The organism is Geobacter grbiciae (genome assembly GCF_018531165.1).
In the GTDB taxonomy this organism is placed as follows: Bacteria; Desulfobacterota; Desulfuromonadia; order Geobacterales; family Geobacteraceae; genus Geobacter; species Geobacter metallireducens.
In genome coordinates this window covers 135,953-161,168 of record NZ_JAHDIW010000005.1, presented here as the reverse complement: position 1 = coordinate 161,168, position 25,216 = coordinate 135,953, and the positions used below count along the sequence as shown (strand labels likewise).

17 protein-coding genes are annotated in these 25,216 nt (G+C 60.8%); 1 reads left to right on the top strand and 16 read right to left on the bottom strand.

Annotation, left to right across the window (positions count from 1 at the left end; genetic code table 11):
- Window positions 1-123 precede the first annotated feature (123 nt).
- Window positions 124-345, top strand: coding sequence for a hypothetical protein (locus KJB29_RS08980; protein WP_215734318.1), 222 nt, complete (start codon window positions 124-126; stop codon window positions 343-345).
- Window positions 346-377: 32 nt separating this feature from the next.
- Here KJB29_RS08980 and KJB29_RS08975 read toward each other — a convergent pair whose 3' ends face one another.
- From KJB29_RS08975 to KJB29_RS08900, 16 genes are all read right to left on the bottom strand, one after another.
- Window positions 378-1,187 carry a cytochrome c biogenesis protein gene (locus KJB29_RS08975; protein ID WP_215734317.1) on the bottom strand — a complete coding sequence of 270 codons (810 nt, stop codon included), beginning with the start codon at window positions 1,185-1,187 and terminating at the stop codon, window positions 378-380.
- The gene (locus KJB29_RS08970) at window positions 1,187-2,521 is read right to left on the bottom strand and encodes a cytochrome c biogenesis ResB family protein (protein WP_215734316.1); all 1,335 of its coding nucleotides are present in this window, start codon (window positions 2,519-2,521) and stop codon (window positions 1,187-1,189) included. The genes KJB29_RS08975 and KJB29_RS08970 overlap by 1 nt, the downstream gene beginning before the upstream one ends.
- An 81-nt stretch (window positions 2,522-2,602) precedes the next feature.
- Complete coding sequence (locus KJB29_RS08965; RefSeq protein WP_215734315.1) at window positions 2,603-3,391, bottom strand: NosD domain-containing protein; 789 nt, start codon at window positions 3,389-3,391, stop codon at window positions 2,603-2,605.
- Between the two features lie 34 nt (window positions 3,392-3,425).
- A complete protein-coding gene (locus KJB29_RS08960) occupies window positions 3,426-7,289 on the bottom strand; it encodes an autotransporter outer membrane beta-barrel domain-containing protein (protein WP_246560983.1) in 3,864 nt (1,287 codons plus the stop codon).
- Between the two features lie 67 nt (window positions 7,290-7,356).
- The gene (locus tag KJB29_RS08955; protein WP_215734314.1) at window positions 7,357-10,746 is read right to left on the bottom strand and encodes a CxxxxCH/CxxCH domain c-type cytochrome; all 3,390 of its coding nucleotides are present in this window, start codon (window positions 10,744-10,746) and stop codon (window positions 7,357-7,359) included.
- Between the two features lie 529 nt (window positions 10,747-11,275).
- Complete coding sequence (locus tag KJB29_RS08950; protein ID WP_215734313.1) at window positions 11,276-11,791, bottom strand: hypothetical protein; 516 nt, start codon at window positions 11,789-11,791, stop codon at window positions 11,276-11,278.
- Window positions 11,788-12,624 (bottom strand): cytochrome c biogenesis protein, encoded by an 837-nt coding sequence (locus KJB29_RS08945; protein WP_215734312.1) that lies wholly within the window; start codon window positions 12,622-12,624, stop codon window positions 11,788-11,790. Before KJB29_RS08945 ends, KJB29_RS08950 begins: the two co-directional genes overlap by 4 nt.
- A 32-nt stretch (window positions 12,625-12,656) precedes the next feature.
- Window positions 12,657-13,979 carry a cytochrome c biogenesis ResB family protein gene (locus KJB29_RS08940; RefSeq protein ID WP_215734311.1) on the bottom strand — a complete coding sequence of 441 codons (1,323 nt, stop codon included), beginning with the start codon at window positions 13,977-13,979 and terminating at the stop codon, window positions 12,657-12,659.
- 30 nt (window positions 13,980-14,009) lie between these two features.
- Window positions 14,010-19,556: a CxxxxCH/CxxCH domain c-type cytochrome gene (locus tag KJB29_RS08935; protein ID WP_215734310.1), complete on the bottom strand. Its 5,547-nt coding sequence runs from the start codon at window positions 19,554-19,556 to the stop codon at window positions 14,010-14,012.
- Window positions 19,557-19,815: 259 nt separating this feature from the next.
- Entirely contained in the window at window positions 19,816-20,877 is a 1,062-nt protein-coding gene (yedE, locus tag KJB29_RS08930; protein ID WP_215734325.1) for a YedE family putative selenium transporter, read from the bottom strand.
- Window positions 20,877-21,416 (bottom strand): hypothetical protein, encoded by a 540-nt coding sequence (locus KJB29_RS08925; RefSeq protein ID WP_215734309.1) that lies wholly within the window; start codon window positions 21,414-21,416, stop codon window positions 20,877-20,879. The genes yedE and KJB29_RS08925 overlap by 1 nt, the downstream gene beginning before the upstream one ends.
- 166 nt (window positions 21,417-21,582) lie before the next feature.
- The gene (locus KJB29_RS08920) at window positions 21,583-22,488 is read right to left on the bottom strand and encodes a phosphate/phosphite/phosphonate ABC transporter substrate-binding protein (RefSeq protein WP_215734308.1); all 906 of its coding nucleotides are present in this window, start codon (window positions 22,486-22,488) and stop codon (window positions 21,583-21,585) included.
- A 37-nt stretch (window positions 22,489-22,525) separates the two neighbouring features.
- Window positions 22,526-23,395: a GeoRSP system SPASM domain protein gene (locus tag KJB29_RS08915; protein WP_215734307.1), complete on the bottom strand. Its 870-nt coding sequence runs from the start codon at window positions 23,393-23,395 to the stop codon at window positions 22,526-22,528.
- A 33-nt stretch (window positions 23,396-23,428) separates the two neighbouring features.
- Window positions 23,429-24,427 (bottom strand): GeoRSP system radical SAM/SPASM protein, encoded by a 999-nt coding sequence (locus tag KJB29_RS08910; RefSeq protein WP_215734306.1) that lies wholly within the window; start codon window positions 24,425-24,427, stop codon window positions 23,429-23,431.
- Entirely contained in the window at window positions 24,417-24,731 is a 315-nt protein-coding gene (locus KJB29_RS08905) for a GeoRSP system PqqD family peptide chaperone (RefSeq protein ID WP_215734305.1), read from the bottom strand. Before KJB29_RS08905 ends, KJB29_RS08910 begins: the two co-directional genes overlap by 11 nt.
- Before the next feature lie 123 nt (window positions 24,732-24,854).
- Window positions 24,855-25,175 (bottom strand): cupin domain-containing protein, encoded by a 321-nt coding sequence (locus KJB29_RS08900; protein ID WP_214186315.1) that lies wholly within the window; start codon window positions 25,173-25,175, stop codon window positions 24,855-24,857.
- Between the last annotated feature and the right edge of the window lie 41 nt (window positions 25,176-25,216).

Genomic DNA, 25,216 nt, shown 5'->3' with positions numbered 1-25,216 from the left:
GGAATCCGTTTACAGCCCATCACAGGTTAACACGCTTGAATGCTTACGGTTATACCTCCAGCGCCCTACACATAAAGCGACGGAGCGGTAACGTCCAATTACCTGGCAGCAAGAGCGGTACCAATGTCAGGAAAAAGCGGCGCCAATGCGCAACTATTTAACAACATTAATATAATAAATTTTTCATATTTAAATAAGGGAGGAACAGAAATTGTTATTGACGGTGGAGAGGACGGGGGAGAAGAAAGAATATACTCAACTATTATGAACTTAGAACATCTGCCGAACGGCCGTGGCACACCTTTCCGCGCCCCTTACAACCGACGATCGGATGGCACATTGTAAAGCTTCCCACGTGCCAACGCTGGGTGAATACACTATTTGACCATGTAACTGCTGTGAATGCCGGGGCTGACAATGGTGATAAGGAAGGCGGTGAATATGGCGAGAAGAAGTGCCGCAATGGTGAGCCAGGCCATCCTTCTGCCACGCCACCCGTGGAGACGACGCAGGTGGAGTATGGCGCCGACGGTTATCCAGGAGATGAGAGACCACGTTTCGATGGGATCCCACCCCCAGTATCGCCCCCATGCGCTGTTCGCCCAGATGGAACCGGCGACGATCATCAGCCCCAGAGCGCAGAAGCCCAGTGACAGAAAGCGGTACGAGAGGTCGTCGAGCGAGGCCACGTCAGGAAGTCTTGGCCAGCGTTCGGGCCGTTTGCTCTTCAAGAGATAGAAGACGGCAAGCGCCCCCGCAATCAGCATGGCTCCGGTGATAACCTTGCCGAACAGGATGTGGATGACCAGCCACCAACTCTTGAAGGTGATCGGCGCCGCAGCCTTGGTATCCACCGACAGGGCACCGTATCCCATCATCAGAAAGGCTCCGCTCATGACGATCGCCCCCGCGACCCTGATCTTCCGGTACAAAAGGCCGGCCGCGAGAAAGACTGCAACCGCGATGAGCGCATCGGATGAAAAAACCTCGTAACGGGTGATGTAGGGACCGTGTCCGGCCTGCACCCAGCGCATGGCGACGGCAGCCACGTGGGGCACGATCCCCCCTGCCGCCAACGCCGCTGCCCCCTTCTCGCCCCACTTTTTGTCGAAGATGAAGTGGATCAGGTACAGCACCGACGACAGGGCATAAAGTGTTGTCGCTATCCAGAAAAAGATGACGTCCATTAGGTTCTTTCCTCCGTGATTTGTTCGAGGATCCGCTCGGCCACCGACCTGAACCGCTCGCACCGGACAGCGACATGAACGGAGTCCGTCCCCCCTGCCTCCAGAAGCCGGATTTCCGCGGTCGGAAAGAACGCAAAAAGGACCAGGGTCAGGGCGGCGGCGGCAAAGCCGGCGTAAAGGAGATAAATGCCGGGATCACGCGTGGCGGCGATGTCGCACCAGTAGTCTATCTTCCCGAACGTATAGCTGATCCCTTCCACTACCGTTCCCTCACCGGGACGAAGGAGTCGCTCGGCAACGACGCCTCCGTTTCGCATGAACCTCATCCGGATTGCCGGTGTTGCAATCCCGGCCAGGTCGTCGTACCTGCGATTGCGGGAGAGGAACTCCACGTCAACCTGCGCATCGGAACCGGGTATTTCGGCCTGGACCCGGGGAGTTTTCCCCCCCTCGGGAAAGTTGAAATTAACGTAGCCCGATGCCCGCCCCCCGTCCCGGCGCACCGTGTGGAGGATGACCCCGAAGCCACGACGGACGGAGAGATAGAGGTCGAGCCCACCGTAGGATACTGTCCCGGAGCGAAGGAGCCTCGTCCTGAGGGGGCCGCCGACTGCGCCTTCCAGCAGAAAATCCGCCGCAATGTCGGGGAGATAACCCGCTTCCCGATACCGGTTGTCGAAGGAAAGAAGCGTGATCTTGAGCCCTTGCGGGAGAGCCGGGGCAAACATCCCCCTGTCCTGCTGGAAAAAGCCCGATTCGTCAAGTTGTTCACTCTGCCCCACTCCCAGCTTCATATAGCCGCGAAAATAGGTGGCGTGGCTCGCGAGAACGCCGAGGATGAGCAACAGCAACGACAGGTGGAGCGACACGACGGACCACCGTGCGATCCCGAAGCGTGTGCCGGCAAGGTATCTGCCGTCGGCACAGAGCCCTTCGTGCCAGGAAAAGCCCGAAACCCGCAATTTCAACTTTTCCAGCGGTACGCCGGAAACCGTTGTCGAAAAGGGCTCCCCCACCATGGCTGCGGCGCTCGGCTCCGGCTTCTCCCGTCTCAGCAGGCCCCGGGCGCGCATTATCGTCGCAGCGAGGGTGCTGGCGAAGAAGAGGATCATGACCGCGAGAAAATACCAGGTTGAAAAAATGTGGGTAAATCCGAGCTTCAGCCAGAGATTGTGGACCCCTCCGGCTGCGACCCATGCGGCATAGCTCTCCGGCTCAAGGGTCGACTTCTGGGGGACCAATGCGCCGATGACGCATATGCAGAGGAGCATCAGGATAAGCGTCAGGGAAACACGCCGCGAAGCCAGGCGTTGCATGAAATCGTTACCCGTCATTGAACCAGGGTTTCCTTTCGACGGGAAAACCCGGAGAGGTTACCCTCACCGGGTTGCGGTCCTGCCGATAAGCCAATGTGCCTACTCGTTCCCACCTCCGTCGGTGCCCCCGATGTAGCGGTTGGGGACACCGGTGGTGCGGTTACCACGGTGGGTGCCGCTTCCGCCGCGGTCATAGACGATGCCGTTTTCCACGTTGGTTATGCTGTTGGCAGTAAGGGCGTTTTCCCGTGACCCCGCCCCGGAGACAATGATCCCGAACGTGTTGGGGACGAAGGAAGCGTTGCCGATATGGTTCCCTTCGATGACGTTCCCGCCAGCGGCATAGACCCGAATCCCGAATCCCCGCCCGCCGGAAGCCCCCTTCATCTCCGTGACCTTGTTGTCGAGGATACGGTTCTTACCCCCCATCGCCACGATGCCATAGGCCTCGAAAGCAGCGCACGCATCGGTTACGATGTTGTTGCGGACAACGCTCCCGGCGCCGTTCACCAAGATTCCCGTCCTGGTGCTCTGTTCCACCCGGAGATTCTCGACCACCGATCCGGCACCGCCGGCGACCCCCACATGGAAGCCGGAGACCGTCCCATTGCGGACCGTAACCCCCTTGTCTGAACGGATGCCGTAGCTCCCCTCGCCACCGTTCCCCTGAAGCCGGTGTCCCCCCAAATCGATGACAACGTGATCGGCTTCCACGAGAATCCCGACCACGCCGTCGTGCAGCGAAACGTCTCTTGAGAGGCAGTAGTCCCCCTTCTTCTGAACCGTAAAAGGAACCTTGTCGATGGCGGTACAGGCCGCTGACGCAACCGCAGGCATCGTGACAAAACAGTGCGACAAGAGTGCGATAGAGCAGAGTGTCTTCTTCATCAGGTCCGACCTCTTCGATATGGCATCGGATGCATCAGGGGGTATGAATGCCTGCAGAGCAGGCTCCGATCCCCCCCTTGCATTCGGAGCCGTTGTAGGTCTTGTTCGCCTTGCGGGTAAAGCTGCCCACATGATCCGAGCCGACCATGTACGGCGCCGGGTCCGTTTTAAGGACGAACATGGCCTGCCGGGGAGAACCGTGAATGTTGGCCGCATGGCACATGGAGCACTTATACCCGCTGATCCCCTGCCGGAAAGCGTGCTCCAAGTGCAGGTTGTTGGTGCCGGAACTGAACCCGCTGGAACCCTGAGTGCCGGTGGGGTCCGTGGAAGAAATGCCGTACGACAGCGGATTGTGGCAGAGCCCGCACATCTCGGCAGGACCATGGTTGGCCATGTCGACCGTCGCGGCCAGGGTCGGCTGGTAGTTCCCCCGGAGCATGTAGGGGTTGGCGGAAGCATGCCCCCCCTTGGGATCGTTCGCGCCGGTGTTGCTGTTCACGTGGCAATCGGTGCAGGTCATGATGCTGTTCTTGTTCCAGGGGGTCCCGGCGGCGAAGTTGGACGGCGAATCCGCCGGCACTCGGGAGTTGCCGATGATGGCATGGCCCGACTTGTAGGTGGGGTTCAGCTGGATCGCCATATCGGCGCCGCCGTAATTGGTGCCGACCCACCCGGCCTGGTTGGTGTTGTAGCTGCTGTGGCACTTGAAGCAGATCTGCCACTCCTCAGAGGCAGGGACCAGGGCATCCGGCCAGGTTACCGTCGTACCGGCGGCCCGGGCCGTGGACCACGCGGTCCAGGTGGGGGGGGTGACCCCCATGGCCCCCTTCAGGGCAGGCGAGAGGTTGCGGGGGCCGGCCTGGATATGGAGCCCTTTTTTCGAGCCGTGGTGGTTGTGGCAGTCATCGCAGGTGACGTGCTTGTTGGCGGAGAGCTCGGCCCTGGTTTCTCCGGCGTGGTGCTTGTCGGCATAGGCGGCAAGCTGGACCTGGTGTTTGTGGGTCAGGGCCGCGTCGTTGAAGTCGGCGGCCAGGTTCTTGGTCCGGGCGGTCATGAGCGACGTGCTGTACCAGTCGTATCGCGGCGTTGACAGATACACGTTGATGTTCGGGGTCGTCGTGCTGAAGGGGGCCACGTTGCCGTGGCACTTGAAGCAGTAATCGGCCTTCTGGGACGAGGTCACCGGAGCGCCGAAGGTGGTCAGCATCTGGGGGATGGAGGTTGTATGGTTGCCGAACTTGATCCGCGAGGTTCCCTGGGCGTTGTAACCGGATTTCGGGTTCAGGGTGTCGTTGTGGCACTTCGAGCAGTTGGCGACGAATGAGTTGGTGCCGGTTCCGGAGAAGGTGGAGCTTACCGTGTAGTTGTGGGCCGAGCTCATGTAGACGAAGATCTGATTCTGAACGGTATCAGGATAGGGAATCGCCGGCTTTCTCTGGGAGCCGTCCGGCTGGGTGTAGCCAAGGTTCGTCTGCGCGGTCCGGTGGCAGGAGATGCAGATGCCGCCGTTCTTCGTGACGTCGGGGATGAAGTCGGTGTTGGCATAGCTGGCCGTGTTGGCGGCGGTCGGGGTCGTCGATATGTCGGCGCGCAGGTTCTTGGCCCGGCCGCTGCCGGCGTTCAGGTTGATGTCGGGGCGGAAGATGTCGTGGTCCACGTGGCACATGAGGCAGTTGCGGTTGGTGTCGGTGGCCCCACCCGTCAGGGCGGGCTGCGCCATGGTGCCGTACGTGATGCTGTCGGTGCTCTGCAGATAGTGGTGGTACCCGTTCGTACCCTTCAGGGAAGAGGCGAACTTGCCGCTGTTATGGCAGTTGGTGCAGGGCTTGCCCCCCCTGGATTCCTCCCCCTTGAACGCCTGGTTGTGGGAATGGCAGCCGACACAGTCGAGTCCGTTGTTGTGGCTCTTCCCGCCGGTGTTCTTGGCGGTATTGAAATTGTGGTATTTGTTCCTGTTGTGGCAGACCTCGCACACCCTGTTGGAGGTGGTGTGGTTGTCGTCGTCATGCCCCATGCTCGTGAGGTTCGTGAAGCTGACGGAGACGCTCGGGGTCCCGGAGGAGCTCCAGTTGCCGAAGGGAGCGGTTATGGAAGTCCGGACCCGCTTGATGTTGGCCGACTTCATGGTGTGGCAGGTGGTGCAGGAAAAGGCGCCGTACTTGCCGCCGGTCACCCCCCAACCGCTCGGCCATTTGTTCGATCCGAGGATGGCACTGTTGTGCAGGAGCGGACTGTACTGGGTGAGGACGATGGAGGGAAGCACCGTGGGGCTCGTGCCGAGCACACCATCCACGTCGTTCCAGGTGACCCTGACCCAATAGGTGTTGCCGGTGGTTAGGCCGGCTATGGTGTACTGGTAGGGGACGACCGGGTGGGTCGGCGTGGTCACCGCCGTGACGAAACCGGTGGACGCGGAAACGCTGCTGTACTCGATGGTGATGTTGTTGTTGCTGTTGTCGTCATTCGTATAGCCGACCATGACCGAAATGCTGGTGGGGGATGCCCACATGGCGGAGGCGGAGCCGGCGACCGTCTTGTTCTGCGGTGTGGCCGTGACGGCGGTGGACCACGGAGCGGTGGCCGCATAGTTGAAGCAGCCATCGTATTCGAAGATGCGGTAGTAATACGTCCCGGCCTGGACGGTGTCAGTGGCGGTGACACCCGATCCGGCGTAGGCTACCGTCCCGCCGGTCCCGAACGAAGAGCCCACGGTATAGGAAGTGCCATCAACGGGCATGGTGGTGTCGGTGTTCGCCCCATACCGGACTATTACCACGCTTTCTCCTGCAGCGCCGAGGGTCCAGTTGAGGGTCACCGATGCGACGCCGCCGGTGTTTGTCCCCCACACGGCGGCAGTGCCGGGGACATTGTCGAGGGTGAGTGTCGTGTCCGCCGTATCCGTGCCGGCCGCCACCCCGGTCGAAGGGGTGAAGGCGGTGACGGCGGCCGTGGTGGCGGTTGAACCCGCCGGAGCGGTGGGGTGATCCTTGTACGTTACCAGAACCTTGTAGTTCTTGACGGTCGTGTCAACGGGGATCGGCGTACCGCCGCTGAAACTCCAGGTGTTGGTTCCCGGATTGTTCATGGTGCTGAAATACTGGGTAGTCCCCGCCTCGTCCCAGATCGACATGCTGGCGATGGCGGTGCCGTTGGTGGTCGTGACGGTGAGGGCGGAAATGCTGTCGGTGCCGGTGGCGGTCGTGAAAGAGAAGCCGTCGAGCTTCTGCAAGGCATCGCCGGGGCATACGGTGGCGTTCGTTCCGGTGGCACCGTTGCCGAGGGTCGTCGGCGGGGTGTAGGTGACGGTGACCCGCACGTAGTCAATGTAGAGGGTCGCGGTCCCCCCGCCGTTACTGGTGTCGTTGTCGGCGATGATGACGCCGAAGTTCGCACTATTGACATCAGCGGCGGTCCAGGTGGTTCCCCAGAGGTCGGCGGCGCCCCCCTGGGTCACTTGGGCATTGGCTGTTCCCAATTGGACTGCAGTCTTTGTCGTCCCGGCCACCGTGGAATTTCCGGTTTTCGTGAGCGAAACCTTTATCTGGCGGTTCGTTGCGGTCGCATTGTTACCATATCCCCAGATGTCGACAGTGATACCATTAATGGTCGAACCGGTCGGGATGGCAAAACCATAATTGGTCCCGAGCAGATACGCCGTGCTGGAGGTTCCGGCGTAGGTCGCGTAGGTGCTGTTCTGTGTGTAAATGTTCGTCGCACCCGTCCAGGTCGAAGATGCACCGGTCGCAACAGCATTGGGACCCGCCGTAGCGGCAAGAGACAGCCTCCCCCCATGATGGAACAGAACAAAACCCGCGCCCAACAGGAGTGCGACAACGAGAATTACTTTTCCCCACCACCCATTGCGGTTACTACCCCATGGCTTGAGTGCATGCATCTGTCGACTCCCTTGTATCTGCTTCAACAGTCGAAAATAATTATCATTCATTCGTTTTATGCGTCAACTACAAAGCCGGGTGGCAACTCTGGCAACCGGTGGCGCCACCGGTGGAAGTCCAGGTGACAGGCTGCCCGTTGTGACAGGCGATGTTCGAACAGGTCTTGGTGGCCCCGTTCCACATTGAGGCCGTGTTGAGCCCATTGGCGGCCTGATCGTACGAGCCGGAGCTCTTGTAGGTCCCGACCCGGTTCCAGGTGGTTTTGTATGGTTGTACGACTGCACTGTCGACCCGAACCTCGGCTTTCGATTTAATGGCGACTGCCGCGAAGGAGACATTCACCTGCCCGCTCACATGGAGAGCCTTGTTGGCGATGGCGGCGCTGTTGCCGACGAGGGCGCCGACGGTATTGCCGCTGTAGTGGCAAGTCTTGCAGACTACGTTCGAATCGTTCCGTGCGCTGGTGACCGTCAGGTTGTGGCAGACGTTGCAGTTGATAGTGGTCGAGTATGAGCTGTTGCCGTGGCTGTTGGTGGCGCCGGTTCCGGCGGTGGCGAGACCGCTTGTTCCGGTAAAGATGTCGTCGGAATGTATCCCCACCACATGGCCGTTACTGACCCCCGTGCCGACAAAGTTGGTGTTGTAGTGGGCGGGCGAGCCGGCGATGGTGCTGTTGGGGGAGTTGCCGTGGCAGCTGGCGCACCGGTCGGTGAAGCTCCCGCCGTACCAGTCCGGTGTTGTGGCGTAGACGGGGTTCGCTGCATAGCCGTTACTGTGGCAGTAGATATTCAGGCACTTGACCGAGGATTTACTGGTGCCGATCGTGCCGCTGTTGGCTGTTCCGGCGACGCCGAAGGCGGTTATGGCGGCACTGTTTTTGGAACGGAGCGTGCTCACACCGCTGACGGCAGGGCGCAAATCCAGGGTGATGCTGCCGTTGGCGTGATTGACGGCGTCCAGGGGATGGCAGTTGGAGCAGCCGAAGTAGTACTTGCCGGTCGTATCGTCGCCCGATGAGCGGTTGGCCGTAAAGGTGTAGAAGGTCGGCGTCACCGTTACATCGATATGTTTGGCGTGGGTGGCACTGAGACTGGCGATGGGATGGCAGGAGCCGCAGTTGTAGCTGTTGCCCCACTGCGGGGCGGGAGACTGGTAGGTCCCGGACCCGTTACTGTGACAGTAGATGTTGGTGCAGGTCTTCTGCCCTACGGTGCCGTTGTACGTCCCGTTCTTGTTGGCGCCGGAGAGGTTGAAGAAGACGCTGGGGGTGCCCGCAACGTGGTAGCTCGGCGTAGTCGGGCGGATGCTCGTGTTGTTCTTGGTGGTCTTCTCGTGGCACTCGTTACAGGCGATGGTGCTGCTGGTGACGTGCTTCGGGTGGCTGTTGGCGGTGGCCGAACCCGGGCTCCCGGCGTTGGTGTAGTCCGGCATCCCGTTGGCGGTGGAGCGGCCGTGGCACGAGGTGCAGGTGACCGTCCCGCTCCACCCCTGCCGGACGTAAACGCTCCCGCCGTAAACACCGGGGAGGTTCCCCGCCGCGACGCTGGTGTTCCCCGTGGAGTGGCAGTAGAGGTTGCGGCAGGTGGTGACGGCCGATGAGTAGGTGCCGAAGGGGTTGGTGGGGTCGAACTTCACGTCCCGCGCATTGTTCACGTGGCTCGTGAGGTTGGTGAACGTGGGGGCGACCGTTGAGTTGGCGGTCACCTGAACCTTGCCGTTGTGGCATTCGGCGCAGGCAAAGCGGTAGGGAGAGGCGCTCCCCACGTGTTTCGCGTGTGGGCTGGAGGCCGGAGGAGCAGCGGCAGTGACGCCGTGGCAGGTGCCGCAGGCCCCGCTGGCGGCGTTCCCCCAGGTGGGGGTGGCGTAGCTTGTGGGAGTCGCCTTGCCGTCGGAGTGGCAATAGACATTGGAGCAGGAACTGTAGCCGGTGCCGGGGGTGAGGGACGCGGCGTTATACGTGGCCGCAGCCCCGTAATAAGTGGGGATGCCGACGTTGATCTCATAGTTGGCGTGCTTTTGAGCCATGCTGGTGTGACAGGACGCCGAATTGCACGCGGACGGAGTGTAGCCGGTGAGCGTGTAGGAATGGCACGCCGCGCACTTCTGTTCAGCGGTAACGTTGCCGGTTCCCAGTTGGAAGGAGAGATGCCTGGTGTGGCTGCCGCTCGCCATGGGTGTCGGCGTGCCGTAACCGAAGCCGCCGGCATCATGCTTGGTCTGTATGCCGTGGCAGGTGCCGCACTGGCCGCTGGCATAGCTCCCCCAGGTGGGGGTCTGGTAGTCGGCGCTGAGAAGGGGGGTGCCGTCGCTGTGCTGGCCGGTTGAATGGCAGTAGACGTTGGAGCACTGTCCCACGGCCGATCCGGGTGCCTTGGTGGACGGAGTGGCCGGTTTGGCAAGCTGGCCGTTATAGGAGCCGGCAGCGGCGGATGAAGTGTTGTTGAAGGCAACCGTCACCTGCTTGTCAGCATGGTTGGCGGTGTTGACTATCGTCATGCTGCTGTTGACGGTGGCGGCATGGCATTTGACACACTTGAACTGGGTGTAGCCCATGCCCTGGCCGTTTACGTGTCCCTGGTGGCTCCCGCTCGTGATGGCGTCGCCGGAAGCGATATCCGCCTTGTGGCATCCCTTGCAGGTGAGGCTTCCACCCCAGGCGGCGGTGGTGTTGCTCGTGTAGGGGGCAAAGCCCCGGCTGCCGTTGCTGTGGCAGTAGAGCCCACGGCAGCTGCCGTTGCGGGGCGGGCTCTGGCTCGGCAAATAGTTGGGGTAGTTGACGTTGCCGCCGTATACCCCGGCGCCGTTGTTGGGCGCCGCCGTGAATTGCACGAGGAGTCCGCGGTTGCCGGCGCTGGTGGCATGGGCGAAGGGCTTCGTCTCTGCGGTGTGGTTGGGATGGCACCTTGCGCAGGAGCTGGTGGTGAGGCCGTAGTAGTCGCCATGTTTTTTGCCGCTTCCCGATGTGGCGGGATGGCTCCCGTCAGCCGGCGCTGCGCCGTGGCATTTGTTGCAGTCGGCCGGGGCTGAGAGCGGGGTTAAGGCCCAGGTGGGGGAAACCGTCTCGAAGTGGCAGTTGACGTTGGAACAGGTCCCGAGGGTTGGATCCGAGCTCTGCGCAAAGAGGGTGCCGCGGCTGTAAACCCCTGTGGCCGGTGAACCGTTGACGTTGCTCGTGAGGTTGATGAAGCCCTCGCGGTGGCTCGTGGTGTAGCTCGTGACCCTCCCCCCGTGGCAGGGGGTGCAGCTTGTGACCGTCGCGCCCGGTGCCATGTGGGTCTGGTGGCTCCCCTTGAAGGCACCGGTAGTGATATTGCGGTATGCGGTATCGTTGGGGCGGATGTCCGCAGTTGCAGTTGTGCCATGGCAGTCATAGCACTGAATGGAGGCACTGGCACCCGTTACCGCCAGAAACACCACGGAAAGCACAGCGGCTGTTGCCGCTATCATCGACTTCATATCATGCCTCCACCGACTCCAGATGCATGTCATTGTTTCGTCTTTCCTGCCACGAGATGGCGATTCCTCTCAGCAAGCGGCACGAGATGATGCATCGACCGGTTTTTAATGAATGCAAAAACTGCTCCCTAATAAACTTTAACAGAACACATTAACCACACCGAATCGCCGTAGAATCATATCGACGCTCTTCCTCCCCCGGATCGCACATTCGCGGGAAACTTGTCCGCCCAAGCCTGCCGTAAGGGAACCGGCAGCGCGTCGGCCTTTCGACACAGAACCCGCTCAATCATGTCAAAATAACGGACAAGGGAACAAAAACTACGTCATTTGACCGAGCCCGACTGCCGATTACTGTTTGAATCCATGAAACAGGGACATGCGCCGGGGAGACCCCGGCCCTCTTGTCCAGGGTACCGTCAGAGCATGAAGGGAATTAACAGCTGAAACTGCTGGGGAAGCCGGGGAGAACGAAGGGGATACGGCATGAAACCACCGAACTAGGTGTTCAACTCAGGGAGAGGCCCTCTCACTTCACGGGAGTCATGTCTTTGTTCCTCTTGATTTCCGGCCACGGCACGGTCGTTGTTCCGGTCTTCCCTGAAATGGTCGTTATGTGGGTTATGGTCCATTTTTCTGCGTGTTTCTTCAGGGTATACCCCATCTCGTAGACAAAATCCTTTTCCTCGTAATACGACTTGCCGGTTTTCATCTCCACATGTCTGAAATCCCATACTTCACGGGTTTCCACGACGGCTTCATCTTTCTGGCGCAATTCAATTTTATTGAATGTGAGCTCCTTCAGAGCCGATTCCATCCGGAGTTTCCCCTCGCCAATGGCAGACATGTGATAATAGGCCTTGGTAGCCAGTTCCGGGGTTGCGACCTCCTGAAGGGAGTTCATGTTCAGGCTCTTGTATCCGTCGGCAAGGAGCTGGTTATAGCGGGTAATGGTCTTCTTGATCTGCAGCATATCAGCATTGTCCCGGCCACAGCCGGCAAACAAGAGAAGCAGCAGCGAAAGCACAAGAATTTTCCGTATCACTTGAAATACTCCGAATGGATGGATGTCTCCAGCAAGGGCGTAAAATAGAGCGCCACGATCGATACAAACGTACAGAGTATGTAAAAGTATGCGGCCCGCTCACCTTTCCAGCCGAAGAACCTGCGCAGGTGAAGATACATCCCGAATGCCCCCCACGTGATGAGTGACCAGGTTTCCACGGGATCCCACCCCCAGAATCTCCCCCATAGCTGATAGGCCCATATGGAACCGGCAAGCATTGCGATGGCCCAGAACACAAAGCTGAATCCGGCAAAACGGTAGGCGTAGATATCAACAACATCAAGGGATGGAAGCCGCTCCAACCACTTGTGGGAGGTTCTGGTTTTCAGGATCAGAATCAGGGAAAATGCTAACGCGACAAGAATGGTCGCCACTGAAATCTTGTAAAACAAGACATGCAGAACAAGCCAGATACTCCGCATGCTGGGAGGCATCCTGGTCATTTCGGGGCTGAAGAAGAGGCCGAGGGCGATGAGAAGAAACGTCGCGGGAAAAACAACGATGCTCGCCACCTTGATTTTTGGATAAACCTTCGTCAGGACAAGAAACAGCACCAAAAGCACCCAGGCATTGGAAGAGAGAATCTCATAACGGGCCATGTACGGCCCGTGGCCGGTGGCGACCCACCGGTAAAGCAGTACCACCCCGTGAACGGCAAGTCCCAGGTATGCCAGGGAATAGCTCAATCGCACAGCTTTTTCTTTCGTGAATATCACTCCCCAAACATTAGCGATTGTGGCCAGCACATACACAATTACCGCAACCCAGTGCACTGAAACATCTATGGTTACCGGATCATTGACATTGAACATGAGAATCTTTCCCTTCTTTCAGGCTCACCGGCCTATACCCGCCGGGATTCGGGCGGTTCGTGCACTGCGCCGAGGGCCGCGACAAGCTCATCATGTTCGTCACGATAAAATTCATGAAAGCGTGCCGCCCTCCAGAAAACCGCTGCTTGCGATCCCTTCCTCAGCCATGCCTCCCGCGGCACGGCGAAATAGTTGAGGAAACAGCCACTCACAATAACAAAGAAACCCAGAAACACGCCGGGCATTCCGCTCATCGAGACAAATATCAACCCATTCCACGGCACGGCCTTGAGCAATTGGACACGATAACTCCCGAGCACGCCGCTTTCGCCAAGTCGCAGCGGCAGTTCTCCCAGCAGTTCGGTGCGATCGTACAAACGAAGGACGAGCAGCGGATTGCCGCTCGTCATATCTCTTCTTGCGGCATCCGCATAATATTTTGCCTTGATCTGAAACGGCATCTCGTTGAACTGAAAATCGCCATAGCCTGCCTGATCGAGTCGTGGTGGGATTTGCAGGGGGAGGATGAGCACGACTTTCCTGCCGTCACTGCCGGTAAACTCCGCGTAAAAATCACTGCCGAACCTATGGCTCTGGTAGATCTTGATCCCGCCGAGCCATGCCGGCTGATTGATCCCGAGCGTGGCCCGCTCCTCCGGCCGTCCGGGATACTGAAAGGCAACGGTAGACTCGATCAGCTTGACTTCGCCGTTATCCCAGAATACCGGATCGTGCGACTCAAGCCGAACGGCTGCCGGCAGCACAAACTTTCCGGCAAACAGACCATTCTCCTCAAGGGCCCATGGCGAACCGGGATAGACGGTTTCGCCCCTCTCAAGATTGAGAAGCCCACGATGCTGGGTTACCAGGATAACCAGCGACGAGGCCACCACGAGCACAATACCGACGTGCAGCAGAAAGTTGCCCCAATACCCCCAGGGGTGTTTGACATGCCTGGACACTTCTCCCTGATCGGCAAGCGGCAAATACCCGAATCTTCGCAAAACAGCGGTCGATTCCACCGCTGTTCCCGGCAGGGGAATCCAACCTTCGTCGGGGAGAGACCCTACCCGAAAAGTCCGCTCCTTTGCCAGGAGGTACTGCTGATACGTTGACAGGGAAAGGGAAGCCAGAAAAAACGCAAGAAGGGTGGCAAACCACGGGGTCGTGAACATGTGGTGCAGTCCCAGGAAATCGACCGCCGCAAGCAGCGGCCCATGGGACTCCCGCCACGTGCGGAGAGCAAGGGGAGGCACTCCCATGTGTTGCGGAACAAAATAGGACAGCACTATCACGCCGAGGATCAGCGCAAAAAGAGCGAGGATGGTAGTACGTGAGAGCAGGAACCGTTTCATTGCCTTGAGGTACGTCGCAAACCTAGACCTTCACCATTTCTGACCGGCCCCTGAATGCTGGGTACCGCAGACCCCGGCGGTAGTGCAGCCGGACTCGGTAATGGTTCCGGAGGATGGTCTGACACCACCGTTGATGCCGACATTCAAAGCATTGCTCTGGCCGTCCGGATAGTAGCGGAGGGGCGCATTCGGTCCCGTAAGCAGCCGCAGCACCTTGCCGCCATGGGGGACTCTAATGTGGCACTGGACACATGCGACAGCATGATCGCCTGTTCTTTGAGTATGTGCCGCACCGCCGGCAGACCACACATGACAACTGAAACAGAAGTTATTGGTGGGCACGGTTGTTGAGCCGGTCCCCATCACAAAACCGGTGGTGCCGTTTGTCCCGTTATTGGCGGCAGAGGTATAGGGCCAGTTGTAGTACTTCGTGCCGGTTGTATTCGGGTTCAGCATCCATTTCACCGTGGAACCGTGCGGCCCCTTAGAAGAAGCGGAATCCGTGGCGTGGCAGTCGGAACAGGTCATAACACTGCCGGGTGTCCAGCCTCCGGTCAGTGCGCCTGAGGCGAGCCGCCGGTTGCCGGTGGAAGGAAGGGCCTGGATTACGGGATGATACGACTCGTTGTTGGGGTTAAACTCAAGCCCGAGGTCGGTGAAGGCTTTCGAACCCGACCCGCCCCAGGTTGTCACATTACTGTTGGCGCCTGAATGGCACTTGAAGCAGATCTGCCATTCCGCTGTCGCGTTCACAGGCGCGGTGCCATAGGCCGATTGTGCGGGTGCCGTCCATAGCGCCGGCCAAGCGGGTGTGGTTACGCCGGTCGCCCCCTTCAACACCTTGGGCAGCGTCGTACCGCCGGCCGTATGATTTCCGGATCGCGCCTCGTGGGGGTCGTGGCAGTCGTTGCAGGAAATATGCTTGTTGGCGCTCAGGTAGGTGAACGTCTCGTCCGTGGGCGATGGCTTGTGCTTGCCGGCGTAGGCGGCATTTTCGACACCGTGCCCAAATCTTGATGTGGTTGCAGTGGTTCGCCAGTTGTAGGTGCCGGCGGGGAGCGCGAGAGCCGCGGCATCCGTCCCATAGTTACCGTAGGCATAGGTCACGTTCAAGGCAGTTGTTCCCGAGCTATGGTAGAACTCAACCTCGCAGATCAGGGCATCCCCCGGATTGAGCGTCACCGCTGAATTGGTGGTGAATGCAAGTGCGTTGTTGGTTGCCGTGGTAGGAATGGCAACCGTGTCCTGGACAAAGTTGTTCGGCGCTGCGTTCGCGTTCAACGGCGTCGCCGTTGCCCCATCCCATTTGTAAACGGTAAACCGGGTGTAGTCCGAGGTGGTGCCGAACGAACGGTATTCCCTGATCGTCAGGGTAAAGGTGGAACCGGATGCAATCGTTACCGTATTGTCAATCTGTGGCGATATGAACTGGATGCCCCGATCATAGCGGGCTGCCGTATTACCTGTCGAAATGACCGTCGTCGCATTGATTGTACCGGATGTGGGCGCCATATCCTCCTGGGTGAAGGTATTGGTGGCATAGGTCCCGGAACTGTATTGGTAGGCTGTTGGCTCGGTTGCCGGTGGAACGGCGTTTATTGCCCCCGTGTCCCGCAGGTACAGGGTGGATGATGCCGTGGTCGTGTAGGTAGTGGAACCGACTCCGCTGAAGACCGTCCAGATGTCCTGGGAAGCTGCGGTCATGGCGGCAGTAGCGTAATAGTCCTTGTTTGCTGTCGGCTTTTTGGTCCCGCCTATGGCATCCGTTGCGTTGCTGTGGCAGCGGTAGCAGAAGAGCGCATCGATGCCGTCTGTCTGGTTCGTGCCGAGGCTGGCGTAGATCCTTCTCACATCCCTATCGTGGACAGCGGTGGTCATACCGGAGAAGACGGCGACCTCGTTCCGGCGGCCGTTATGGCACTTGGTGCAGTCGGAGTAGAAGACCTTGCTGTCGCGTTTCATCACCGAACTTATGGCATACTCGTGGGCCGAGCCGGTGTAGTTGTTGAGCACAATGGCGGCTGTTTTCGTGGAATTGGCCTCGCTCTTCACCCGGACGTTGCCGGTGTCCTTGAAGAGCTCGCTGTTGTGGCAGCTGACGCAGATGCCGCCGGAGCCGGTCTTGAAGAAGTCCCTGTTGCTGTACCCCTTGGTGGCGGTAACGGAGGAGTAGATCGACATCCGCAGGTTGCCGGCACTGCCGTAGGTGGTGTTCGAAGCGTTGAGGTTCGGGCTGAAGGTGCCATGGTCCACGTGGCACATGGTGCAGCGGCGGTTCACGTCGTTGGCGCCGGCAGTGGCGCCCGGTATTGCCTTGGGATAGGAGGCGCTCGAACCGGAGTAGTTGCGCATGGCATGGTGGTAGCCGGTGTTGTTATTGAGGTTGACCTTATGGCAGTCGTCGCAGGTCTGCTTGTCGTTCCAGGATACGACGTCGGTGGACTTGGCACCGGAGAGGCCGGTGGGGTGGCAGGAGACGTTGGAGCAACTGCTCCCCGAGGCGTTGTAGGTGTAGCTGGTCGTCACCGATATTGCCGCGCCGCCGATATTGTCACCATCGGCAAAGGTGCCGCCGGCGGTCACGTCATACCCTTTGTCTATGTGGTTGACCTTGTTGGTTATGCTCGTATTGGTGGTTGTCGTGCCGGCATGGCAGTGCAGACACTGGGGATCGCTCGCCGCGGCTGCGCCCGACCCCGCATCGATATGGAGCTGGTGGGCGTTCCCCTTGGACGCGCCCCGGTAGCTGATGGAACCGGAAGCGTACAGGGGAGCCCCGCCACGATAATCGGCGGTATAGGTGGCATTGCCGTGGCATTTCTGGCATCTCCCCACCCCGGCCGTGTTGGCGGTGGTGGCCCATGAAACGGCGGCGCCGGTGCCCCCTACGCCGTTTGAGTGGCAGTACGTCTGGTTGCAGACGGTGTTGCCGCTGGACCAGCCAAAGCCGTTGTCGGCCGTTCCTGCCGTACCGGTGTAGGTATACGCAGGCTTTTTGCCCGGCGCAGTGTAGCCGAAGAAGACCTGGGCCCGGTAGCTGCCGCTGGCGTAGCCGCTCAGGTGGATGGTTGAGGCCGGATTGTGGCACGAGGCGCAGGCAAAACGGTAGGCGGCGGCACTCCCCAGGTTGCCGGTTGAGTAGTTGGTGTATTTTGACGGTAGTGTGGTTGTGTCTTCCACATGCAGTGTGTGTGCACTTACTCCGGCACTCCAGTTATTGATGCCGCCACCGCCGGACGCGCCGTCATTTGCGCTGTGGCAGGAGTTGCAGTAGGTGGTTCCGCCCCAGGCAACTGAAGCTCCGGCCCCGTGGCAATACGTACTGGAGCATTTCTTCAGGGCACTGTCATAGGTGCCGCTCGGACTCAGACCGCTCAGGTTGAAGAAGACATCGTGGCTCGTGGCGTTGACGTGGTAGCTGGGCGTGATCGCCCGGATGGAGGTGTTGTTCTTCGTGGTCTTTTCATGGCACTCGACGCACTGGATGTTGCTGCTCGTGACGTGTTTCGAGTGGCTGTTGACCGTATCGGAGCCGGGCGTGCCGGCATTGGCATAGTCGGGCATGCCGTTGGCGGTGGAGCGGCCGTGGCATGAGGTGCAGGTGACGCTTCCGGACCATGTGACACGCGCATAGACCTTGCCGCCGTAGACGCCGGGCAAATTGCCCGATGCAACGCCGGTGTTGCCGGTGGAATGGCAGTACAGGTTGCGGCAGCTCAGGCTCGCCGTGGAGTATGTGCCGAAGGGGTTGGTCGGATCGAATTTCACATCCCGCGACTTGTTCACGTGGCTCGTCAGGTTGGTGAAGGTCGGGGCGACCGTTGAGTTGGCGGTCACCTGAACCTTGCCGCTGTGGCACTCGGCGCAGGCGAAGCGGTACTGGTTGGCGATCCCCATGTGCTTCACGTGGGGGACGGAGGCCGGAGGCGCGGCGGCGGTGACGCCGTGGCAGGTGCCGCAGGCGCCATCAGCTACGGTCCCCCAGGTGGGGGCGTAATAGGTGGGAGCGGTCGTAAGTCCGTTACTGTGGCAATAGACGTTGGAGCAGGAGCTGTAGCCGGTGCCGGGGGTCAGGCTTGCGGCGTTGTAGGTGGCCGTGGCGCCGTAATAGTCGGGGATGCCCACATTGACGGCATAATTGGGGTGTTTCTGGGCCAGGGTCCCGTCGTGACAGCTCGCGGAGCCGCAGGCTCCGGGCGAGAAGCCGGTCCTGGTGTAGACGTGGCACTCGGCGCACTTCTCCGCGGCGGTGATTCCCATGGTGTAGCTCAGATGTTTGGTGTGGCTCCCGCTGGTGAGCGGCGTCGGCGTGCCGATATTAAAACCTGCGCCAATGCCGTGCTTCGTGTTAATGCCATGGCAGGTGCCGCACTGCCCGGATGCATAATCACCCCACTTCGGCGTGGTGTACGTCGGCGGCCAGGTTCCTCCGTCACCCTGACCCGATGAGTGGCAGTACACGGTGCTGCAGGTGGCATAACTGCTGCCCGGTGCCTTCGTCATGGGTGAAGCGGGGGAGGCAAGGGTTCCGTTGTAGCTACCGCTGGCGGCCGAAGAGGTGTTGTTAAAGGCGATTGTCACCAGCTTGTCGACATGCTTGGAGGTATCAATGATGGCCATGCCGTTGCCGGCAGTCGCAGCATGGCACTTGGTACAGGCAAGAATGGCGCCGAACCCCGATGTACCGAAAACGTGGCTGAGATGGCTGCCTGTTACCATGGGATCGCCGTTGGTTGCCATGCTTCCCTTGTGGCACCCTTTGCAGGTAAGGGAACCACCCCAAGTGGCGGCGTTGTTGCTCGTGTAGGGGGCAAAGCCCCGGCTGCCGTTGCTGTGGCAGTAGAGGTTCTTGCAGGTGCCGTTGCGGGATGGGCTCTGGCTCGGCAGGTAATTGGGGTAATTCGTATTGCCGGTGTAGCGGCCGAAACCGTTGTTGGGTGCCGCATTGAAGGCGACGATCAGGGCGCGGTTGCCGGCGCTCGTGGCATGGGCGAAGGGCTTGGCTTCAGCGGTGTGGTCGGGATGGCACTTGACGCAGGAGCTGGTGGTGAGGCCGTAGTAGTCGCCGTGCTTCTTGCCGCTTCCCGAGGTGGCGGGATGGCTCCCGTCGGCCGGCGCTGCACCGTGGCACGTGCTGCAGGTGGTCAGGGAGGGGTCGGCTCCCCAGGTGGGGGTGGCGGCTTCAAAATGGCAATTGACGCTTGAGCAGGTGCCGAGGGTCGGCGTGGTGCTCTGGGCGAAGGAGGTGCCACGGCTGTAAGTTCCGGTAGCGGGAGAATTGTTGATGTTGGCGGCGATATCGACATTGCCACTGCGGTGACTGTTCAGATAGGATGTTGCCCCACCGCCGTGGCAGACGGCACAGTCAGTGGAAGAGGCTCCGCTTCCCATGTGGGTCTGGTGATTCCCCTTGAAGCCGCCGGTGGAGATATTGCGGTAGGAGGCATCGACGGGACGATAATCCATTGTTGCGCTTGTCCCGTGACAGTCATAACACTGCATGGCGGCACCGGCACCGGTTACCGTCAGAAGCATCACGGAAATCATGGCGGCCGTTGCCACTAGTATCGGCTTCATATCATGCCTCCAGCACCACGCACGAATTTGCCCGCTTTCGGCCTCCCTGCCTCTGAACGTCGCCACGACCTGCGGAAATTTCTTGGTAACTATAAGATTAGCAATTTCTATTCCATGTACCCCAAAATGCAGCAAGAATATTCCTCCCTACAGGAGCCGGTTAACGTATCGATCCTGAAAGGAATACCGTGAGTTATGGGTGTCAAAAAAGGGAACATGCGCGACGATTGTCGCCTTTTGGCGAAACGTTGACTTCCGCTCAGATACTCCGGCTACGAAAGAGGAGGGAGGCGGCGAGTACCGATGCGAAGCCGGCAAGAATCGCCACCTTCCCGGTCAGGGAAACCCCGGCCGCCGTGGCGGCGATCCCCCACGACTGCACCAGGGCGCCGCCGATGAACATCCCCACCACCACGAGACCGGCATCGGCATCCCCTTCGCCGGCCTTGATGAGCTGGCGGAACGGGCAGCCGCCGATGAGGACGGAGATCCACCCCGTGAGCCCCATGCCGAGGAAGCTCCAGAGGTGTTCCAGATGGGCGCCGGGCTGGCCGTGGAGACCGGGATTGAACCTTCCCGTGGCAAGGTTGGCGGCGACCGCCGCGGCCAGGAAGGCGAGCACCCCCCAGAGGGCGGGGGTCCGCTTCCCCATGAGGAAGACGTCCCGGATGCTGCCGGTGATGCAGAAGCGGCTCCGCTGGGCCAAAGCGCCGAGCACGACGCCGGCCCCCAGGGCAAGGGGTACGGGTGCATGCTGGGCGGCGCTCCCCTGGGTGGAGAAGAGGATGAAGGCGGGACGGATGAGGAGAAAGACGAGGAGAAGGATGAAAAAGGCCGGTATCAGCGGACCACCGTGCCCCTGGCCCCGGCTCGTCTGGCCCGGTTCAACCCCGTTGGCAAGCCCCCGGAGCCCCCCCCAGACGCCGGCCACCAGCCCCGCGACCCCGGCAACGGCGGTGAGGTCCCCGGCGGTCAGCCGGAGAAAGAGCTTGATGGGGCAACCGATGAAGACGGCGCACCCCACCATGAGGAAAATACCGGCAAAGAGCCGCGGCAGGGGGGCGCTCCCGCCCCGGGAACGGAACTCGCGAAAGAGGAGCGCGCTGGCCATGGCGCCGAGGACGAAGCCGATCAGTTCGGGGCGCAGGTACTGCATGCGGGGGTTATCGTGCATCCCCAGGGCGCCAGCGCTGTTCTCGATGAAGCAGGAGACGCAGATCCCCGAGTTCTCCGGGTTCCCCCAGACCGCCAGGAGCGCCCCGAGCCCCCCGAGGAGAAGCCCTGCCGCCACCACCATCCAGAAATGCCGGTCCCGCAGCATCACTCGCACCCCCCGGCCAGCCTGCTCTTGAGGTAGTTGACCTTGGCGAGCGAGGCCGCCAGGCTCCGGTTGCCCGGATTGGCCGCGGCCCGGCCGCCGATGCTCCTGAGCCCCTCGTCCACGAGACTTTGGATGGCGACGCGACGCGACAGAGGGCTCCTGGCATCCACGTAGTCGCCGTTGAGCTTCACCCCTTCCTCAAAGGAGGCCACCGCCTCGTCCAAGGCACCCATCTCCCGGAGGATCTCCCCCTGAAGGATGTAGCCGTGGGCCTCGCCGGGATAGCTCCTAATCAGCTCATCCAGCTTCAGGAGCGCCTCCTGGTTTTTCCCCGCCTTGCGCAGATCCTCCACCGGGCCGTAGAGCTTGCCGATCAGCTCGACACGGGCCCGGTAGGCCATCTCCCGCTCCGCCGCCTTGCCGAGGCCCGTGGCCTTGCCATCCCCCGTACCGTGGTTCACGGCCAGGATGGCCGCCAGGGCCACGATGACGAGCGCCAGGAGCACCCAGGTTATTTTGTCGAAGGTGTCGTTGAACATCGGGAAAAAACCTTTTTAACACAGAGCAACTGAGCAACAGAGGAAAAGCTAAGAAGAGAGTATCCTTAACTTTTTCAAAAAATAGCAATAAGTACGACAGAATAGGGCAGTAAACTAATTTCTCAGTTGCTCAGTTGCTCTGTGTTATTCAAGAAGCCTTTGCATGTCAGTACTTCTGGTACGGTGGCATATTCACCCGTTTCGCCATTTCGCGGATCGGGTCGTAGTCGCTGTCGAGCAGTTCCTCGTAGCCGTCGATCCAGGCAGCCTTCAGCACCTTGAGCCGCTCGCCCTCCACCTCGGCGGTGTCGGCGGGTTTCAGGGCCAGGAGCGCCTCCTTTACCTTCTTCACCAGGGCCGGGTCGGCCCCCTTGGCCACGCCGAAGGTGCAGTAGGGAACCGGTTTGCTCTGGGCGAGGATGACGAAATCGTCGGCAGCGATCTTCCCCTCCCGGGTCATGGTTTCCAGATCGAGGATAGGGGCGGCAGCCACGTCGTACTGGCCGTAGAGGACGCCGTAGATGAGCTTCTCATGCTTGTAGGAGCCGGGAGGGATTGAGTAGGTCCCCAGGTCGTGCTCCGGGTTGATGCCGGCGGAGAGCATCAGGTCGTACTCGGCCAGATACCCGGTGGGGGCCAGCATGGGGCCGAAGGCGAGGCGCTTCCCCCGGATGTCGGCGAGCTTTTCGATGCCGCTCCCCTTGCGGGCGATGAGGGCGCCGGCACTGCGGGCGCCGAATTTCCCCCGTTTCTCCGAGGCCAGCAGTTGAACCCCCTCGTTCTCGTGGAGGATGACGTAGATGAGGGAGTTGGAGTGGGTGAAGGTGAACTCCCCGGCCTTGAACCGTTTCTCGAAATCGTGGGTATCCACTGGCACCGCCACGAAATCGACGCCGCACTTGTCGGAAAGGTAGCGGGTCAGGGGGAGGAAGCGGGACATGGTTTCCTGCTCGTTGTTGCAGAGCATATAGCCGATCTTCACCACGGGGCGGCTCCCTTCGCCCTTGCAACCGGCAAGGAGGAGCAGGGGGAGGAACAACAGCAGAAAACGCCTGAAGGTTGAACGTATCATCTATGGCTTCCTGTGACGGTGAGTGGCCGGCAATACCTTACCAGCATGCGGGGTCTTCCCCCTCCAGCGATTGATGCACGACGTATGCCCTTCCGCGGCATCCCCCCCGGCACTCCGCCACATCCCCGCACGCCATGCAGGCGCCGGGATGCTCCAGGAGCCTCTGCCGCACATCCTTCTTTGCCATGGATGCGATGATCTCCTTCAGGGACGCCTCCCCCACAGTGCCGAGGCGCACCGGCAAGGAAGGGCACGGATAGACCCCGCCGTCGGGGGCGATGGCGATCATGGTGTTTGCCGCCTGGCACCCCCCCTGGGGGAAGGGGACGCCGGGATTGAAGGCCCGCCAGATGAACGGATCGTGAATGGTGATAGTGAGACCCGAGGCTCCCCCCGCTGAATCCAGGGCATCCGCCAGCTCCCGTTGTTCCCGGAGGGTGAGGAAGAACGGAGACTCGTCTCCGTAGAGACGCTGCATGGGAAGCACGAGGCGGGTGATGCCATAGCCCGGGCAGTGGTGCACCAGGTCGGGGAGTTCGCGCCAGTTCCGCGAGGTCACCGCGAAGGATATCCCCACGGGCGCGATTCCCTTCCATCCCCCGGTATCGAGCTGACCGGCATGGTCAACGGCAAGCAGGAACTCCCGGACCAGCCCCTGTCCTGCAAGGGCCCGGACAGACTCGTCCCGGGTTGAAAGGGCAATCGTGATGATAACGGAAATGGAGCCCTCCCGGAACCGCTCCAGCACCGCTCCGAACCCGTCGGGCAGGGTCGGCGCGGTGCAGGTGATCCATACCATGAGGGGCCGGCAGGGGACGATGTCGGCGGCGACGCCCATGAGCCGGGACGGCTCATGGGCGTCGGGGGGGAGATCCCAGTAGATGGTTATGGGGGATGCCAGTTCCATGAATCATCCTTGATTCGACAGGGGGAGCGGAATTTACGCCCAGCAGTGGGGGTCGGGGCTGTTCAGGTCGCCGGTAAGGGCCAGGGCCCGGGCGGAGCAGCCGCCGAGGCAGTCCTCGTACTTGCTGCAGCCGGCACACTTGCCCGTCGCCGTCTTGTTGCGCATCTTCTCCAGCACCGGCGAATCGCGCCAGACCTGCTTCAGGTCGTCCCGGACGATGTTGCCGATGACAATGGGAATGAAGCCGCAGGGGGTCATGTCGCCGTTGGCCTTGATGTTGAGGGAGAGCTTGCCGCAGACGCTCCCCTTGACGAGGCTTCCGGTGTCACGGGCCCCCAGGAGGGCAATGATCGGGTCATCCAGGGAGATGTCGAGCCCCTTTTCCCGGTCCTTGGCGGCCAAGGCACCCCGGTAGAACTCCTGCCACTCCTCCGGCGTCAGATCCAGTTCGTCCTTGTGGGAAAGACCGAGCCCCGAGCACTTGAAGTTGTGGAAGTTGAGCTGCCCTGCCCCCTGCTCCCGGGCGAAGGCCACCAGGTCGTCGATGGCGGTATGGTTGATCCGGCAGATGACTGTGGAGATGGAGGTGGTGATGCTGGCCTCCGCCAGGTGCCCCAGGGCAGCCACGGCCCGACCGTGGCTCCCGGCAACGCCGCGGAACCGGTCGTGGACCTCGGGAAGGTGGCTGTCGATGCTGATCCCCACCTTGGTGAACCCGGCGTCCCGGAGCGCCCTGGCCATATCCCGGTCGAGGAGCCAGCCATTGCTGTTCATGGATATCCGCAGCCCCAGGCCGCTGGCGTGGCGGGCGATCTCCAGGAGGCCGGGATGGAGGAGCGGCTCCCCCCCGCCGAAATTGACGGAGAAGACCCCGGCCTGCGCCACTTTTTCCAGACAGGCGAGAAGGATCTCCCGGGGGAGCTCCTCGTGGGTGTCCCCACGGCTGTAGCAGTGGCGGCAGGCGAAGTTGCAGCTGTTGTTTATGGCCCAGTTGATAGTGAGGGGGGCCTCAAGGACAATCTCATTCTGCATAGGCTATGAACCCCTTGGCGGCCAACTCGTCCAGGAAGGCCTGGGCATCCTCCCGGAGCACCGCCTCATCCACCTCGAACTGCGGCAGGAGCTCCGCCACAATGCCGTCCAGGGTCCGGCCGTCGCAGAGCTTCCAGATCTCGGTCCCCAAAAAGTTAAGGGAGAGCATGGTCCCGCCGGAGAAGAGGACCGAAGTCCCGGTCTCCTCCGCCTCGTCCCCCCGCTCCAGGGCCTCCCGGACCTGGGCCAGGGCGTCGGCCTCTTCGCGCCACATGACGTTGGGGTTGCGATGAATCGTCTTCACGTTGCTTACCTCTTTCTCGCACGCCTCCCCTCACCCGGCCTTCGGCCACCCTCTCCCACAGGGCGAGGGTTCCAGGTTTTTCCCCTCTCCTCAGGGGAGAGGGGAAGGGGTGAGGGGGTAAGGTCAATCCCCCTGCCCCGTTATGGAGGCGATGACGAGGTTCTCCGGGGAGCCGTTCCGGATTCCGTGGTCCTCGAAGGCGGGAACGATGACGATCTGCCCCGTGGTGATGGTCTGGACCTGCTTGCCGGAGAGGAACTCGCCGGTCCCTTCCATGACCATCCAGATGTGGCTGCCATGGTGGGTGTGGGTGATAATCTCCTGGCCCGGCTTCATGCAGATGAGGCTCACCCGGGCGTGGTCATCGGACCAGATGGTCTCCTGGTGGCGTTTCTCGTCGGTGAACTTCTTGAGCTTCTGGACGTCAAGAACCTGTGATTTCATGCCATTCCTCCTGAATATGGTGATCTCATCCCGGATACGTG

What these genes read in the sequence shown, in the direction of transcription:
- KJB29_RS08980 (WP_215734318.1), top strand. Translation starts at nt 124, where the DNA reads ATGTCAGGAAAAAGCGGCGCCAATGCGCAACTATTTAACAACATTAAT.
- KJB29_RS08910 (WP_215734306.1), bottom strand. Translation starts at nt 24,427, where the DNA reads ATGCAGAATGAGATTGTCCTTGAGGCCCCCCTCACTATCAACTGGGCC.
- KJB29_RS08920 (WP_215734308.1), bottom strand. Translation starts at nt 22,488, where the DNA reads ATGATACGTTCAACCTTCAGGCGTTTTCTGCTGTTGTTCCTCCCCCTG.
- KJB29_RS08975 (WP_215734317.1), bottom strand. Translation starts at nt 1,187, where the DNA reads ATGGACGTCATCTTTTTCTGGATAGCGACAACACTTTATGCCCTGTCG.
- KJB29_RS08900 (WP_214186315.1), bottom strand. Translation starts at nt 25,175, where the DNA reads ATGAAATCACAGGTTCTTGACGTCCAGAAGCTCAAGAAGTTCACCGAC.
- KJB29_RS08965 (WP_215734315.1), bottom strand. Translation starts at nt 3,391, where the DNA reads ATGAAGAAGACACTCTGCTCTATCGCACTCTTGTCGCACTGTTTTGTC.
- KJB29_RS08960 (WP_246560983.1), bottom strand. Translation starts at nt 7,289, where the DNA reads ATGCATGCACTCAAGCCATGGGGTAGTAACCGCAATGGGTGGTGGGGA.
- KJB29_RS08915 (WP_215734307.1), bottom strand. Translation starts at nt 23,395, where the DNA reads ATGGAACTGGCATCCCCCATAACCATCTACTGGGATCTCCCCCCCGAC.
- KJB29_RS08935 (WP_215734310.1), bottom strand. Translation starts at nt 19,556, where the DNA reads ATGAAGCCGATACTAGTGGCAACGGCCGCCATGATTTCCGTGATGCTT.
- yedE (WP_215734325.1), bottom strand. Translation starts at nt 20,877, where the DNA reads ATGCTGCGGGACCGGCATTTCTGGATGGTGGTGGCGGCAGGGCTTCTC.
- KJB29_RS08970 (WP_215734316.1), bottom strand. Translation starts at nt 2,521, where the DNA reads ATGACGGGTAACGATTTCATGCAACGCCTGGCTTCGCGGCGTGTTTCC.
- KJB29_RS08945 (WP_215734312.1), bottom strand. Translation starts at nt 12,624, where the DNA reads ATGTTCAATGTCAATGATCCGGTAACCATAGATGTTTCAGTGCACTGG.
- KJB29_RS08955 (WP_215734314.1), bottom strand. Translation starts at nt 10,746, where the DNA reads ATGAAGTCGATGATAGCGGCAACAGCCGCTGTGCTTTCCGTGGTGTTT.
- KJB29_RS08940 (WP_215734311.1), bottom strand. Translation starts at nt 13,979, where the DNA reads ATGAAACGGTTCCTGCTCTCACGTACTACCATCCTCGCTCTTTTTGCG.
- KJB29_RS08925 (WP_215734309.1), bottom strand. Translation starts at nt 21,416, where the DNA reads ATGTTCAACGACACCTTCGACAAAATAACCTGGGTGCTCCTGGCGCTC.